The 13,750-nt window shown below is 58.3% G+C and carries 16 protein-coding genes; 8 read left to right on the forward strand and 8 right to left on the reverse strand.

All coding sequences use genetic code 11. From position 1 onward, the window contains the following. Nucleotides 1–11: 11 nt before the first annotated feature. Both F3J20_RS05715 and F3J20_RS05720 read right to left on the reverse strand, forming a co-directional pair. A complete protein-coding gene (locus F3J20_RS05715) occupies nt 12–626 on the reverse strand; it encodes a LysE family translocator (RefSeq protein WP_167282400.1) in 615 nt (204 codons plus the stop codon). 80 nt (nt 627–706) lie between these two features. After that, entirely contained in the window at nt 707–1,789 is a 1,083-nt protein-coding gene (locus tag F3J20_RS05720) for an META and DUF4377 domain-containing protein (RefSeq protein WP_345889844.1), read from the reverse strand. A 221-nt stretch (nt 1,790–2,010) separates the two neighbouring features. On the opposite strand from F3J20_RS05720, the gene F3J20_RS05725 reads away from it, so the two are divergent. From F3J20_RS05725 to F3J20_RS05745, 5 genes are all read left to right on the forward strand, one after another. Next, the gene (locus tag F3J20_RS05725; RefSeq protein WP_167282401.1) at nt 2,011–3,027 is read left to right on the forward strand and encodes a hypothetical protein; all 1,017 of its coding nucleotides are present in this window, start codon (nt 2,011–2,013) and stop codon (nt 3,025–3,027) included. Next, the gene (locus F3J20_RS05730; protein WP_345889845.1) at nt 3,002–3,589 is read left to right on the forward strand and encodes a hypothetical protein; all 588 of its coding nucleotides are present in this window, start codon (nt 3,002–3,004) and stop codon (nt 3,587–3,589) included. Before F3J20_RS05725 ends, F3J20_RS05730 begins: the two co-directional genes overlap by 26 nt. Nucleotides 3,590–3,860: 271 nt before the next feature. Next, on the forward strand, nt 3,861–4,232 hold the full coding sequence (locus tag F3J20_RS32515) for a hypothetical protein (protein WP_345889846.1): 372 nt from the start codon (nt 3,861–3,863) through the stop codon (nt 4,230–4,232). A 16-nt stretch (nt 4,233–4,248) separates the two neighbouring features. Next, complete coding sequence (locus F3J20_RS05740; protein ID WP_167282402.1) at nt 4,249–4,641, forward strand: hypothetical protein; 393 nt, start codon at nt 4,249–4,251, stop codon at nt 4,639–4,641. Between the two features lie 109 nt (nt 4,642–4,750). Beyond that, nucleotides 4,751–5,335, forward strand: coding sequence for a hypothetical protein (locus F3J20_RS05745; RefSeq protein ID WP_240162710.1), 585 nt, complete (start codon nt 4,751–4,753; stop codon nt 5,333–5,335). Between the two features lie 87 nt (nt 5,336–5,422). Here F3J20_RS05745 and F3J20_RS05750 read toward each other — a convergent pair whose 3' ends face one another. Next, nucleotides 5,423–6,295 carry an AraC family transcriptional regulator gene (locus F3J20_RS05750; protein WP_167282403.1) on the reverse strand — a complete coding sequence of 291 codons (873 nt, stop codon included), beginning with the start codon at nt 6,293–6,295 and terminating at the stop codon, nt 5,423–5,425. A 149-nt stretch (nt 6,296–6,444) separates the two neighbouring features. On the opposite strand from F3J20_RS05750, the gene F3J20_RS05755 reads away from it, so the two are divergent. Continuing rightward, nucleotides 6,445–6,828 (forward strand): hypothetical protein, encoded by a 384-nt coding sequence (locus tag F3J20_RS05755; protein ID WP_167042840.1) that lies wholly within the window; start codon nt 6,445–6,447, stop codon nt 6,826–6,828. A 242-nt stretch (nt 6,829–7,070) separates the two neighbouring features. Here F3J20_RS05755 and F3J20_RS05760 read toward each other — a convergent pair whose 3' ends face one another. Together F3J20_RS05760 and thrS are read right to left on the reverse strand one after the other, a co-directional pair. Further along, nucleotides 7,071–7,535: a hypothetical protein gene (locus F3J20_RS05760; protein ID WP_167282404.1), complete on the reverse strand. Its 465-nt coding sequence runs from the start codon at nt 7,533–7,535 to the stop codon at nt 7,071–7,073. A gap of 536 nt (nt 7,536–8,071) precedes the next feature. After that, complete coding sequence (gene thrS, locus F3J20_RS05765) at nt 8,072–9,280, reverse strand: threonine--tRNA ligase (RefSeq protein WP_167282405.1); 1,209 nt, start codon at nt 9,278–9,280, stop codon at nt 8,072–8,074. Between the two features lie 361 nt (nt 9,281–9,641). On the opposite strand from thrS, the gene F3J20_RS05770 reads away from it, so the two are divergent. Then, the gene (locus F3J20_RS05770; RefSeq protein ID WP_167282407.1) at nt 9,642–10,139 is read left to right on the forward strand and encodes a GNAT family N-acetyltransferase; all 498 of its coding nucleotides are present in this window, start codon (nt 9,642–9,644) and stop codon (nt 10,137–10,139) included. Nucleotides 10,140–10,179: 40 nt separating this feature from the next. Further along, entirely contained in the window at nt 10,180–10,509 is a 330-nt protein-coding gene (locus F3J20_RS05775; protein ID WP_345889847.1) for a low molecular weight protein tyrosine phosphatase family protein, read from the forward strand. Between the two features lie 32 nt (nt 10,510–10,541). On the opposite strand, the gene F3J20_RS05780 is transcribed toward F3J20_RS05775, so the two are convergent. The 3 genes from F3J20_RS05780 to F3J20_RS05790 all read right to left on the reverse strand — a co-directional run bounded on the left by F3J20_RS05780 (nt 10,542) and on the right by F3J20_RS05790 (nt 13,655). Then, nucleotides 10,542–11,132 carry a flavin reductase family protein gene (locus F3J20_RS05780; protein ID WP_167282408.1) on the reverse strand — a complete coding sequence of 197 codons (591 nt, stop codon included), beginning with the start codon at nt 11,130–11,132 and terminating at the stop codon, nt 10,542–10,544. Between the two features lie 217 nt (nt 11,133–11,349). Next, a complete protein-coding gene (locus F3J20_RS05785; RefSeq protein WP_167038719.1) occupies nt 11,350–11,682 on the reverse strand; it encodes a hypothetical protein in 333 nt (110 codons plus the stop codon). A 215-nt stretch (nt 11,683–11,897) separates the two neighbouring features. Then, complete coding sequence (locus F3J20_RS05790; protein ID WP_167282410.1) at nt 11,898–13,655, reverse strand: PLP-dependent aminotransferase family protein; 1,758 nt, start codon at nt 13,653–13,655, stop codon at nt 11,898–11,900. Nucleotides 13,656–13,750 lie beyond the last annotated feature (95 nt).

The following is a 13,750-nucleotide window of genomic DNA, read 5'->3' on the forward strand; positions in this document are numbered from 1 at the left end:
TTATGACGTGCTCAATTGCGGCTCGCAATAGCCACCGCCGCACCGCCGAGCGCAAATGCGCCAACACGATTGGCAAAGCGAACCGCGCGAGGCGTGCGCAGAATAAAGCGCGCCTTATGGGCCAACAATATCCAGCTCAGGTCGATCGCGGCCAACGTCACGAGAGTAACCGACGCAAGCATCGCCCACTGCCGCACACCCACCGACGAAAGATCGATCAACGCAGGCAGCAACGCAATATAGAAAACCATGATCTTCGGATTACCCAAGGTAACGGCCATGCCCGCACCGAACATCGACAGTGCCGAAGATCGGCGCGGCAGCGTATCTTCGGCTTCCGTTGCGGGTTGCCGCCACATCCGGATTGCGAGCCAGAACAGGTAAGCACAGCCCAGCCATCTGATTGCGTGAAAGATGAACTGGAAGGTCTGGGCCAGCATCGTGAGCCCGGCCATTGCCATGCTGAGCCAGATCACCTCGCCGATCCACATCGCCGCGACGAAAGGAATCACACCGCGCCATCCTCTCGCGATAACGCGCGAGACCAGTGCGACGACGCTCGGGCCGGGAGTCGCCGCGTTGAGCAGCAATGCACCTGCAAAGATAGCGACGGATAACAGTTCCATGCGGATTTCCCTGGCGAGTTTGTGGGATCGTCTTCGTGAAATGGCGACGATCGAAACCGGTGCGCCGAATATGAATGGCCTTACTGCCCGACTTTTTCCGACTCCACGACGATGTCCAGCACGTAAGCGACCGACGCCCCATCGGCGGGCGGGTTATTGACAGTAAAGCGCTTCACGCGCAGCACGTTGCGAATGCCCGGCGCATGCGAATAACCCTCGATATCCTGGTTCAGTGGCTGCCATTCGCCAGGCTTGCCGGTGGGCAAACCCTGCTCGTCGAAGTGGCGTTCGCGCACCAGCAGACATTGCCTGTTCGGAATCAGCGGATGGTTGCATGGCACGGTCTGCGGGGCCACTTCGAGGAAGGCCGTTTCGCCGGGACCGCCAAAGCGTGTTTGCGCGGTGGGCACACCGGTAAGGCTCAGCGTATCACCGTTATCCATGACCAGTTGCAGGCTGGGCACATTGCCGCGAGCCAGCAGGTTCACGCTGACACTACCGCGCAGGCGCTGCGAAATGGCGTCGTCGAGTGCGGCGAGATTCGGATCGGTGCAGGCCATCATCGTGCTCGCCATCGAGCCGATTTGCATGCGGCCTTTCCGGATGCTGTACGCGGCGCCCAGGTTATTGCAGCTATTCACCACGTTCAGCCGGTCATCGCTGAAGTCCAGTTGCAGCGGTTGGTCCGGTCTCACGAACAGCGCGTCGATGCGCGTGCCCTGGCTGTCGATCGCGTTGTTAAGTTGCCAATGGTACTGCCCGAGGATGGTCGTGCCGCTGGTCGATGTCGTGCTCGCAACAGCGGCGGACGAGGCGGACGATGATGGAGCCGGATTCGTCGCTTCAGGCGAATGCGCGCAGGCGGCTAAAGCGAGCGGCAGTAATAGCGTGCGGTATTTCACGTCGGTACCTCCGGTGGTTCGGTGGATGTTCCTGGCGGCTGGCCGCGTTAAAGACGGATGAACGAGGGATTCGGGTTGCTTAGGGGAATTCCAAGGAGAACCCTCGAATGGTACATCCGACTGCGTTATACCGGGTTTTCGGGCTGATTTAGTCCTGATAGTGAATGTCGACTCGATGCTCGACAGGATAACCCAAGCGGATTGCCAATACTCGTGCGTGTGGTTTTTTGTTGGTGAGATTCTTATTCGAGGTTGAATCACAGCTGTGACCTTATTCGGCTTTATGTCGCGAAGTTCTGGATGCCGAATCTGATTCTCAACGTAGTGACCGGCATTCGATGCCGCATCAATATTCAGATAGGTTTAACAGTTTGTAAAGGTTTTCGTTCAACGCTATTTTTTAGCGCGCTTCTATCTGATACGATCTGCGCTTCGATTCAGGCATACGCACCGGATTCCTAATGTTTTTCAGACGAGAAACTTTGTACATATACGAGAAGTCAGACTTCTCCTTCGACTCCTGGTTGATTTGGGGCCGTAAGCAGCTTACGCGCGAGGAGCAGGATGAAATAAAGGAGGTATTGAGAATTGCGCATGAAGACTTCGTGAAGTGGTTCGATCCTGATTCGTGGACAACGAATTGTGCGGACATGCACCAGCTGCGGCATCTGTTGAGAAGCACCGATCACACATTGCTTATCCATATTATGAGCAATCATGAGGTCGCCCGGGCAGTACATGAGAAACTCAGAAGCGGTCAGCTGATTTTTATTCCGCCACGGGAGGCGGTTGGACGGTACATCGAGAACACGCGGAGGAGGCGTGAGCAGGTGATGGGGAGAGGAAGATCCGCTGTGCCTGAAGAACAGGCCGTGGCTCTTTCCATCTCGCGTGCTGTCACATCCTACGGCAATGCGTCGCGTGGTCCGGTGGCACCATCGCCTGTGGCTGATTTTATGGCTAACGAAGCAGGTGAGAACGTTGGCAAACTGGTTGGCATGTCTCCGGGTTTGCAGGCGGATTTGAAGAAGTTGGGGGATGCGGGGTGGCAGATAGAATACGTCGATCCGAGGTACGGGTCCTTCACTAATCGTGATAGACAAGTTATCAACCTGGATCGCAGTCTTCAGGGCCATCCCGTTAAATACCTGCAAATCCTATCCCATGAGGTTGGACATGCAATGTATCCGTATCAGGAAGATTTGTCGTCGAAGGTCGCTTATGTAAGTGGCACACTAGAAGACGAGGCTGCGGCGACGATGAGCAATATCAGAACACAGCGAGAAATTCTTGCGAATCACGGCCCAGATATCGGTATTGCAGGCGCAAATACCGCAGCTTATGACGCCGCATACAACACGTTCATGCAGGACGGTAATGCCGCTGCCTGCCGGAAAAAAATCGGGGCGGAATTCGGTAACGAAATCACTTCGAATACAGGCCAAAGTTACACCGACTACTATGGGAGCTGGTATGACCAGACTCATCCGTCCCGGTAATCTAACCCGGAAACTTGCAGTGCTTGGCTTGGCAATTGGCCTGACCGGATGTAGCCACACAATTGAAGAACATGGAAAGGATTCACAGATGACACAACTCGACATGACGCTGTGGCAGACCATCGACGTAATGGTTCAACAGATTCCCTTCACCAAAACCAAGGTTGAGAACATGCTCGCGACTCATCTTATCGAGAAAGATACCGATAAGGGGCCTATTCAGAGTACCGCATTCCAATTCTACACGAGTGGCCCTGTCAAACTAGCGAATGGAGTCGTAATCAATGATGTAGATTTGCGTATCCGGCGCCGTCCTGGGCACCCCGGTTTTCTCGTACTCAATCTTGGTGGCAGTTGTACTACTCTCGATGCAGTTCGAGAGCACTATCCCGACCTTAGAATCACCGAACACCCTCATGGGCATTCGCTCGATGAAGCCACATCGTATTCGGCTTTCCTGAAATGGGGAAAACTGTCGTTTGGGTTCCTGGAACGTAATCGCAATTGCTTGGCCTATGTTGTCCTCAACCCGAAGTACAATGCGGACAACATTGCACAATAGGGAAATTTACCCTTGAGCCCGGTCCTAGCGCACTTACCAGATGTTTTTTAATTGTAGAAATCCGCCCTGTTCACATAGCTCGGTCAGGACGATTGCCATATTCAGCCTGACAATCTGGTTTGCCGGATGTGGATCGACTACCGGACGGTACGAAAAGGATTCGCGGACGACGCAATCGTCGAGGACGCTATGGCAGGCTATCGCTACGCTAGCGCAGCAGATTCCCTTCACCACGGACAAGATTGAAAACGTTCTCGCGACTCGTCTTGTCGTGAAAGATAACAGCAAGAGCCCCATTCAGAACACCGCATTCCAGTTCTACACGGGCGGACCGGTCGATCTGGCTGACGATGTTGTAATCAGCAATGTGGATTTGCGTATCCGATATCGAGCAGGACACCCTGGTTTTCTCGTGCTTAACCTTAGCGGTAGCTGTATTACGCTCGATATGGTGCGCGCGTATTACCGTAGCCTCAGAGTTACGGACCGTCCGCGTGGCAGATCACTCGATGAAGTCACCTCATACACAACAGCGCTCCATTGGGGGGATCTGTCTTTCAGCTTCAAGGAGCGCAATCCGAATTGCCTTTCATCATTGGCTTTTGATCCCAAACCTATTGAAATAGACGACGCGGCGAAGTGATGCACACTCAAGTTGCATGACGACCAAGAAGACACTGGAAAAATTCGGCCGATTTCACGACTGGTACATCGATATGATCGCGACCGGCAAAGAAGGCAATGGCGACACGCCGAACACCTTGACACTTGGGTTGTACGACCAAAACCATCGTGCCCTCTTAACTTTCCAGGGTGTTACGCGGGCAAGCATCGTTGACGGCGGGATGCTAAACATCGTCAATGCAATTGAAGTCTTGCAACCTAACGATGACGCATATCCCACTGCAATGGCGATGTTGAAGAGATCGGCGTATTTCGGAAAGCGCCGTGCCGAACACGTTGTATACATCTTTTCAACAGTTGGTATGGAAACCGCCATTGAATTTGACAAACTCAACATAGAGTCGACACGAGTCTCAAATTGCACATGATCTTCGTCAACTTGCCGCCCTGAGGTTCGTTTTCAGCACCAGAGATTGCCTCGTCATCTGACGCAATAAGGTCAATATCTGCTCCACGATAAACTTGGATTGCCAATCAATGCCTATTCGTTTAATTAATTCGCTCAAGGCCCTTGCAGTACTCAGTCTGGCAATAGAGGCCGCTGGATGTATTCAAGCGGCTAAACCACATCGAATAGATTCACAGATCATGCAACCATCCATGACATTGTGGCAGGCTATCGATGCGCTAACGCAAAAAATCCCATTTAGCAGGAACAATGTTGAAGATGCCCTCGCAACTCATCTCGTCAAGAAGGACACTAGCGATAACCCGATCAAGAACACCGCATTCCAATTCTACACAGGCGGTCCTATCAGACTATCAGATGGCATGATAATCAGAAACGTAGACTTACGCATCCGCAACAAAGCGGGACACCCCGGCTTGCTTGTGCTCTACCTGAATGGCACCTGCGTCGGTATGAGTGACGTATGTGCACATTATGGTGACCTCAAACTGACATACCCTCCTCGCCCCGATTCGACATATGCCTTTACCGGGTACTCGGCTTTCCCATTGTGGGGAAAATTGTCATTCAGTTTCCTGGAGCGAAATCCCGATTGCCTTGCATCGCTGGCCTTCGATCCCAAGCCTATTGAAACAGACAACATGGCGAAGTGATAGAAATTTTCCTTCGAGCAGAACCGAAACTATTTACCGAGAATTTGAAAAATATCGAAGCCGCCCCATCAAGGTCAGCTCCGCCCCTCACACCAACGGAATATAAATATCCGTCTGCCACTGATCCAACGGCGTCTCCGGATACACACTCAAGTACTGAAAGAACAGCGGCTGATCCCGCAACTCTTCGCCACTCGAAGGAAGCCAGTCGCGATAGATCGGATAGATCGTCTCGCCGATATGGTCGGTCGATCCCGTATGCCGCACCACCGCGCACCGGCCGCCCGGAATCAGCAGTTCGCGCACACCATAGTCATTCGGCGCGACCGCTTCGCCGATCTCCCCGCAGATATCGAAACGGAACGCCTCGGCCGGCGTCGTATCCGGGTTATTGTGCGGGATGCCGAAAGTCCTGCTCGACGATACCGGCGATTGTCCGCTTTGCATACGCCAGTCGATAAACTTGCGCACGCTCTCGTTGACAAGCCCTGGCGCGCCGCAATGTTCGAGCGCGGCAACGCGGGTTTCAGCAAAATCGACAATTTGCACTTGCATGGTCAGCTTCCTTGAAAGATAGGGAACAACGAAATTCGCACTCCAGACATGCCATTTCGGATGCCGCCGAAACGCGCTCGGCGCCGCGCCGAACACACGCTTGAACGCACGGCTGAAGGCTTCGGGACTGTCGAAGCCCGCGTCGAACGAGGCATCGAGCACCGAGCAGGACGCTTGCGTGGCGAGGCGGCGGGCCGCTCGACGCAAGCGCATCAGCTGCACGTAGCGCACGACCGGCACGCCGACATACGCGGCGAACTGTCGATGAAAATGAAACTTCGAGAAGTTCGCGATGCGACTCAGCGCGTCGACCGACAGATCGCCCTCGAGATTCGCGTCGATATAGGCGAGGACGGCGTCGAAACGCTTCGTATAGGCAGTGGTGGCGTCGGTGTGAGCTTGCATGGTCTGGTTTGTGCGAGTTCCGATATGGTCGCCGAGGTTGGGCACATCATACCTAGCCGCGCTTGCTCGATTGCCGATCGGTGCCGCTGCCGAGCCCCGCGAATTTGCGTAAACTTGGCTTCGCCTCCTTCACTAGAGACTTTCCGCCGATGCCTTCTTCGATCAGCAATTCGCTCCTCTGGATCTTCGACGCATTCGAGCGCAATCCGACCTACGTCCGCCGGCGGATGTTCGGCTGTGACGCCGCTTATATCGACGGCCTGTTGTGTCTGATCGCCGCCGATCGCGACAAACCCTGGAATGGTCTGCTGGTCTGTACATCGCACGAACGCCATGCCGCGCTCATCGCCGATATACCCGCGTTGCGGCCGCATCCGGTGCTCGGGAAATGGCTTTATGTGCCGCAGGATGATCTGGCGTTTGAAAGCACTGTGGAGAGGATGACGGAGCTCGTGCTGGCCCGCGATCCGCGTGTGGGGGTAGAGCCGAAGCCGCGCAAGCGGCGGAGTAAGTCGGCGTTGCCGGATGATTGAGGCGGTTCGGTGGGGATTTTTCTGCGTTTATTTTCGGCGTGAGCTTCGGGTGTGGCTTGTTGGGTGGCGATGTACGGATACTTGCGGCGTCAGACGCTCGCATGGCCCTGTCGATTATGCGCAGCACGTGCGGAGCCGATCGTAGCGATTACTACCATCGGCTCCGTTGTACTCAGGAATTGCTTTGGCGCTCATCGGCTTTGCGCGATTTGATTCGATCTGCTTCGGCCTGATGCGATCGTCTAGTGTGGGCCGGTTACCGGTTGTTGTGCGGCGTCCGCAGTCAACGTGACCGTGGTTTTCGCGGATGCATTCCTGCCGCGCGATCCTTTTGCACAAGCGATAGGCGCTTTCGCTCTCTGCGATGCCTCGGTCAGCAAGTTCGTCGCATGCTGTGCGGTGATGCGGCTGCGCGGGACACCCTTCGCATCGAGCGCGATCACCTGGAACAGTTCGCGGTCGAATTCGAGTTCCATTTGATACTGCTCCGCTGTGTCCAGAAGCAATTCGAGAAGCTTCTGACGACGCCGTCTTTCGTCGCGCGTAATGGCAGGATTACTACATATTGAAGATACGAGTGTGATGAGCGTATCCATTTGAGCCACCTGCCGGTCGCATAGATCGAATGCGGAAAGAGCGAGCTTTTCGTACTGAAGTGCGTCGACGGGCGGACGCGAAGCCGGTTGATTTTTGACGGACCTGGTCATTGTGCGATCTCCCTGTTGCTTCATGGGGATGCCTGGACAACCGATTTTTTGAGGAAGGGGTGAGCGGGCACGTGGCAGGGTTAGCAGACCGGCGTTGCGTCAAACCGGCGAGCCTTGCGGCTCCCCCACCACAGCCCGCCCATTGGAATATAGACATGCAGAGGTAAACGCACTCCCACCTGGGCGGGAGTGCGGACGCAACGTTCAGGCTGCTAAACCTGATCGCCGGGTGTTTCCCAGCGATTGGGTAAGTATAAAACAAGGAACCTTGGTTTTCTTCTATCTCGAAAGTTAAATGTTTGGTTGGACAGAAGGGAACAGGCGCCCCCAAGCGGAAAACACTTCGCCGCTAATCAGCAGATTCGGACACAAATCCGTGGCCGATTGATCGTTGTTGCAGTCATTCAGACCTAGCTCTATCTTAGCTTGTCGAATTATCACGCTCAGCGTGCGGAAGACTGCAACCGACTGCGGATTCAGTCGATAATACTTATATATGCAGCCACACGTAACAAACCGTCATCGACATCTCCCGTCTACCTCACCCTCAAAGGCGCCACCCCCATCCCCCTCAAACACTCCACCCCGTCCCCCACCGCAAACACCTCCCTCCTCCCATCCCGCCACCGAACGCTCATCGTCCGATCCCGCTCATCACGCGACCCCACCACCACCAAAACCGGCACCCTCATCCCCCGCGCATCCACGATCTTCTTCTCCAACCGCTCCGGCCGTCCATCGAGTACCGCCCGCACGCCCACATCTTCAAGCGCGCGAAAAACCTCCTCCGCATACCCCAAACTCGCATCGCTAATCGTCGCAACTGCAACCTGCTCCGGCGCCAGCCAAACCGGCAACCATCCTTCATCATGCTCGAGCAGCATCGCAATGAACCGCTCCATACTGCCGAGTACCGCGTGATGAATCATCACAGGCCGCTCGCGTTCATTGCGCTCATTGACGAACTCCGCATCGAGCCGCTCAGGCAACACGAAATCGAGCTGGATCGTGCCGCATTGCCAACTGCGCGCGCGGCTATCCGTCAAATGAAATTCGAGTTTCGGCCCGTAAAAAGCGCCCTCTCCTTCGAGTACATCGAATTCGAGTCCCGCCGCTCGCGCGGCATTCGCCAACGCTTCTTCCGCGCGATCCCACGTCTGCTCGCTGCCGGCACGCGACGCGGGCCGCGTCGCCAATACAACCTTGAACTCCGGGAAGCCGAGATCCGCGTACACCTCGCGCAATAGCGCGCAGAAGTGCCCCACTTCCGCCTCGATATGCGCGGCCGCGCAGAACACATGCGCGTCGTCCTGCACGAACGCGCGCGTGCGCTTCAGACCTTCGAGCGACCCCGAGGGCTCATCGCGATGACACGCGCCGAACTCGCTATAGCGCACCGGCAACTCGCGATACGAACGCACGCGCTGATTGAAAACCTGCACATGGCACGGACAACTCATCGGTTTCAGGCAGAGCGCACGCCCTTCTTCGGCATCGGCGAGCGAATACATCGCGCCGCCGAACTTCTCCCAGTGGCCGCTCTTTTCCCACAGCGAGCGCGCCAGCAATTGCGGCGTGCGAATCTCGCGAAAGCCCGTGCGACGCATGCGCGCCCGCACATAATCTTCAAGCACGCGATACAGCGTCCAGCCGCGCGGGTGCCAGAAAACCATTCCGGCGCCTTCTTCTTGTTGATGAAAAAGATCGAGCTTATTGCCAAGTACACGATGGTCGATGTCGTTCACGGTCATGCTCCGTCGGTTCGAATGTCGCGATTACCACGAGGGATGCCGCAAACGGAGAGACCCAAAACGCCAAAGGCCCCGTCCGTTTCCGGCGGGGCCTTTGGGGATTTGCCACTGCTGCTCTGCTTCCGTACTTCCTGCTAGCGCGTGCAATCTCCAGACGACCCGCCTGTGAAGGTGGTCGTCGTGGTGGTGACGGCTGAAAGGAGAAGAGAGTGGAAGTTCATGGAGCAACAGTAAACGAATTCGATCCGGTACGTCAATCGTCATGGCCAGCGCAATCACGACACACTCGCCACAACGACACATTAAACGCTACGATGTACCCACGATCCCTCAAACAACTCATCGAGCCCCAACCTTGACCATCCAGATCCGCCCCGCCATCACCGCCGACGCCGCCCTGATCCTTCGCTTCATCACCGAACTCGCGGTGTACGAGAAAGCCGAGCACGAAGTCGTCGCCACCGTCAAAGACATCGAAACGAGCCTGTTTTCCGCGGGCGTTCCCGCCAAAGCGCTCATCTGCGAAATGAATGGCGAGCCCGTCGGCTTTTGCGTGTACTTCTTTTCGTATTCGACATGGCTCGGCAGGCAGGGGCTTTATCTCGAAGACCTCTACGTGTCACCGGCATCGCGCGGCAGCGGCGCGGGCAAACAGATGCTGCGTCATCTCGCGCAGATCGCCTGCGATACCGGCTGCGGCCGTTTCGAATGGAGCGTGCTCGACTGGAACGAGCCGGCCATCGGCTTCTACAAGTCGATCGGCGCGGCCCCGCAAAGCGAATGGGTACGTTACCGTCTCGCGGGAGATGCGCTCAAGGCATTCGCCGAGGGCGACGTCGAGACGAATACATAAGCCGCATGCGCTTCGCTATTGCTGAGCACTCGCTGCCATCGTGATGCACGCGTTGTTTGTCTGCGGCAAGAACCGTCTGCGCAGCCCGACTGCGGAGCAGGTGTTCGCCAGTTGGCCCGGCGTCGAAACGGATTCGGCGGGTCTCGCCGCCGATGCCGATGTACTGCTTTCGCCCGAGCAGTTGCGCTGGGCCGACGTCGTCTTCGTGATGGAAAAGGCGCATCGCGCGCGGCTCGCGGCGAAATTTCGTGCGTGCCTGAACGGCAAAAAAGTGGTATGCCTCGATATTCCCGATCACTATGCGCTCATGCAGCCCGAACTCGTCGCGCTGCTCGAACAGAAAGCGGGGAAGTTTCTGCGCGCGAAATAGGCGGCCTCACCTCAGCGAGCCGCCTCGCGCGCTCACTCCGGCTGCACCGACGCCGCGCTCACCGGCGTCACTTCGAACGCATCGCCAGTCGCGAAGAACGTGCCGCCCGCCACGTAGTGACAGGTACGCAAGTCGGGATCGTCGCCGAAATGCCAGCGGTTGTTCGAGTACACGCGGCTGTCCGCATACGCGGCCACCACTTCGCCGATGATCAGATCGTGCCGCTGGCTATCGTCGGGAATCACCTTGCATTCCATCCACGTGATGCAGCCGGCCAGCATCGGCACGTCGATCTTTTGCGCGGGAAAAGTTGCGAGGTCGAATGCGGAGAACTTGTCGAGTTCGGTGCCCGCGTTGGTGCCGACCGCGAGCGTTTGCGCGGCGAATCCGCGGCTCGGCAGTTGCAGGCCGAATACACCGCTCGCTTCGATCAATTGGCGCGTCAGCGTGCGGCTATCCACAACGACCACCACCTTCGGCGGATTGAAGTCGAGCGGCATCGCCCACGACGCCGCCATGACGTTCGAGCGGCCGCCGTGGGCGCTCGTGATGATCGTGACCGGTCCATGATTGAGCAGTTGTGTGGCGCGCGGCAGGTCGACGGGGTTTCGGGTGGCATTCATGCTTGAGGGGCTTGGGGTATGCGTCGGAGGACTGAAGGGAATTGTAGCGGCGTGAGGTGATGCGGGTGCGAGCACGGTGACGGAGTGGCGGTGCGCAGTGCATGCGTTCATCGGCGGCGCAGGGGTGTGCCGCCGATGAACGTCGAACGTTCCATGATGCGTGGCCCTCGCCGCTTCGCTGGTCTATGCACGCGGCGAAACGCCAAGGCTCGCACGCTCAATGCGGCGCCTTCCCATTCGGCAGCGCATCGAGCGGCTTGTGCTGCTCGTCCCCGAGCCCGGGGAAGAACACATTCCACGCGGCGCGCACGCCTTCGGCCGCGGCAACCTCGGCGCCGATCGATTCGGCTGCACCGTCGGCCGCTTTCGAGGGATCGGCGGACAGCCCGCGCCAGTGCGTGAACACGAGCAACGGCTTCTCGGTCCAGATGCCGTTGCCGAATTTGGCAAACGCCGTGTCGCCACTCGTCAACCGCACCTCGTACCACCCTTCGCGGACGGGGCTATGGTCGGCAAGCTCAAACCACGGGGTCGGTTCGATTTCCTTCATGTCGTCTCCGGTCGGATAGAACGTCAAAGATAAGCATAACCAGGGCATTCTTGATACCTATGCCCGTGGCGACTCGCGATGTGCCGCGCGCGATGTTGCGGCGCGGCAGGCCGTGGGCCGGACGTGGCATGCGGGGTGGGAACATCGACATGGCAAACCCGCCGCGCATAAGCAACACGATAGCGCGACATGGGCCGCGCGGACAGACGTAAAACTTACGGACGCGAAGGGGTGGCCCGGCGGGGTTTGGGCTTCGCTTTTGAGCCCGCTTTGGGCTTTGCTTCAAGCCTCGCATTGGGCCCGGCATCTGGCCTCGCTTCCGGCGTCACTTTAACGCGCGATTTCGACGCGCCTTGCCCCGCACTTCCAGCCGTACTTTTAACGGCACGTTTCGCCATCCCTTTCGCCACCGTTCGCGCTGCTTCCACCGACTCGACCTCAACCGCCTCAGCTTCAATCTCCCCGGCCAACTCTGCCAGCACCCGAATCGCAGGCCCCAACTGCTCGGCAGGCGTATCGCCGTACCCGATCACGATTCCATTCGTGTCTTCGGAGGCATGCAACGCAAAACCCGACAGCGTCCGCGGATTGAGCCCTTCGGCCCGCGCGCGCTCGACGAGCGTCCGATCGCACAGCCGCGCCGGCAAGCGCAGCGTCAGATGCATACCGCAATCGCCGCCGAGAATCTGCGCCGGCGCGGCCTGCGGCGCCGCTTGGGCAACGGCATAGGCCTCGGCATCCACCGCAAAACGCGACACGAAATGCACGGCAAGCGCATCGCGCAACGCCTGCTGCCGCTCGCGATACAAGCGCCGCATGCGTCCGAGATGCCGTCCGAACTCGCCGCTCCCGATGAAATGCGCAAGCGCCAGTTGCTCCAGCCGATGCCCGCCGCGCAGCATCTCCTGCAACGCGACGGCGGTCTCGTCGGCAATCGTGCGCGGCAGCACCACGAAGCCGATCCGCAGCGCCGGAAACATCGTCTTGCTGAATGAGCCGACATAGAGCACCGGCGCGTCATCGACCAGACCCTGCATGCTCGCGATCGGCTCGCCGGTGTGACGGAATTCGCCGTCGTAGTCGTCTTCGATGATCCACGCGCCGCAGCGCCGCGCCTGCGCGATCAGCTCCAGCCGCCGCGCCACCGACAGCACCGCCCCGGTCGGATACTGATGCGCAGGCGACGTGTAGACGAGCTTCGGCGGATGCGCGCCCCACGCGTCGGCGGGCACGGCCATGCCTTCGCCATCGACGGGAATCGGCACCGTGCGCAGATCGCCGAGATTGAAGGCGGCCTTCGCGCCGCGATAACCGGGGTCTTCGACCCACGCGACGTCGCCGGGATTCGTGAAGAGGCGCACGCACAGGTTCAGCGCCTCTTGCGCGCCCTCGGTAATGACGACCTGCGTGCCATCGCAACGCACGCCGCGCGCGACGCGCAGATGCGCGGCAATCGCGTCGCGCAGCGCCGGTTCGCCGGCCGGCGAGCCGTAGCCGAGCGCGAGCGGCAACGAGCGCTCCATCGCACGTTCGAGCGCGCGCCGCCACGCGGCGAGCGGAAAGCGGTCGAGCGCGGGCGTGCCGGGCGTCAGCGCATAGCTGTCTTCGGTGGGCGCGCGCGTCGCCGCGAACTGGCCGACACGCGCCGCGTAGGCGACCTCGGACGCGGCGGAACGCAGCGGTGCCGCGCCGCGTGCGGCAAGGTTCGACAGCCGGCTTACGCGCGTACCCTTGCGGTCGGCAAACACGTAGCCGACCGCGGCCAGATGCTCGTAGGCGATCACGACCGTGTTGCGCGACACGCCCATTTCGGTCGCAAGCAAACGCGACGAGGGCAGCAGCGAGCCGGCCGGCAAACGGCCCGTGAGAATCGCCTGTTGCAGACGCTCGATCAACTGCTTTTGCAGCGACGCCGGTTTGGCCGTGCCCTCGGCGTTCGTCGCATGAACAAGCGGACCTATGATTTCGATCATCGTTGGCTGGACCTATCGAATAAGCGCTTCATGGCTCTTTTGAACATGCCACGTTTGCCGTATCGTACTCCATCATCGACGACTCATTTCATCCG

Source organism: Paraburkholderia sp. Cy-641, assembly GCF_011752945.1.
Classification (GTDB): Bacteria; Pseudomonadota; Gammaproteobacteria; order Burkholderiales; family Burkholderiaceae; genus Paraburkholderia.

Excerpts from the sequence above, each read along its gene's own strand:
- F3J20_RS05760 (WP_167282404.1), bottom strand. The coding sequence starts at position 7,535 with ATGACCAGGTCCGTCAAAAATCAACCGGCTTCGCGTCCGCCCGTCGAC.
- F3J20_RS05750 (WP_167282403.1), bottom strand. The coding sequence starts at position 6,295 with ATGCAAGCTCACACCGACGCCACCACTGCCTATACGAAGCGTTTCGAC.
- F3J20_RS05790 (WP_167282410.1), bottom strand. The coding sequence starts at position 13,655 with ATGATCGAAATCATAGGTCCGCTTGTTCATGCGACGAACGCCGAGGGC.
- F3J20_RS05780 (WP_167282408.1), bottom strand. The coding sequence starts at position 11,132 with ATGAATGCCACCCGAAACCCCGTCGACCTGCCGCGCGCCACACAACTG.
- F3J20_RS05785 (WP_167038719.1), bottom strand. The coding sequence starts at position 11,682 with ATGAAGGAAATCGAACCGACCCCGTGGTTTGAGCTTGCCGACCATAGC.
- F3J20_RS05730 (WP_345889845.1), top strand. The coding sequence starts at position 3,002 with ATGACCAGACTCATCCGTCCCGGTAATCTAACCCGGAAACTTGCAGTG.
- F3J20_RS05740 (WP_167282402.1), top strand. The coding sequence starts at position 4,249 with ATGACGACCAAGAAGACACTGGAAAAATTCGGCCGATTTCACGACTGG.
- F3J20_RS05715 (WP_167282400.1), bottom strand. The coding sequence starts at position 626 with ATGGAACTGTTATCCGTCGCTATCTTTGCAGGTGCATTGCTGCTCAAC.
- F3J20_RS05755 (WP_167042840.1), top strand. The coding sequence starts at position 6,445 with ATGCCTTCTTCGATCAGCAATTCGCTCCTCTGGATCTTCGACGCATTC.
- F3J20_RS05745 (WP_240162710.1), top strand. The coding sequence starts at position 4,751 with ATGCCTATTCGTTTAATTAATTCGCTCAAGGCCCTTGCAGTACTCAGT.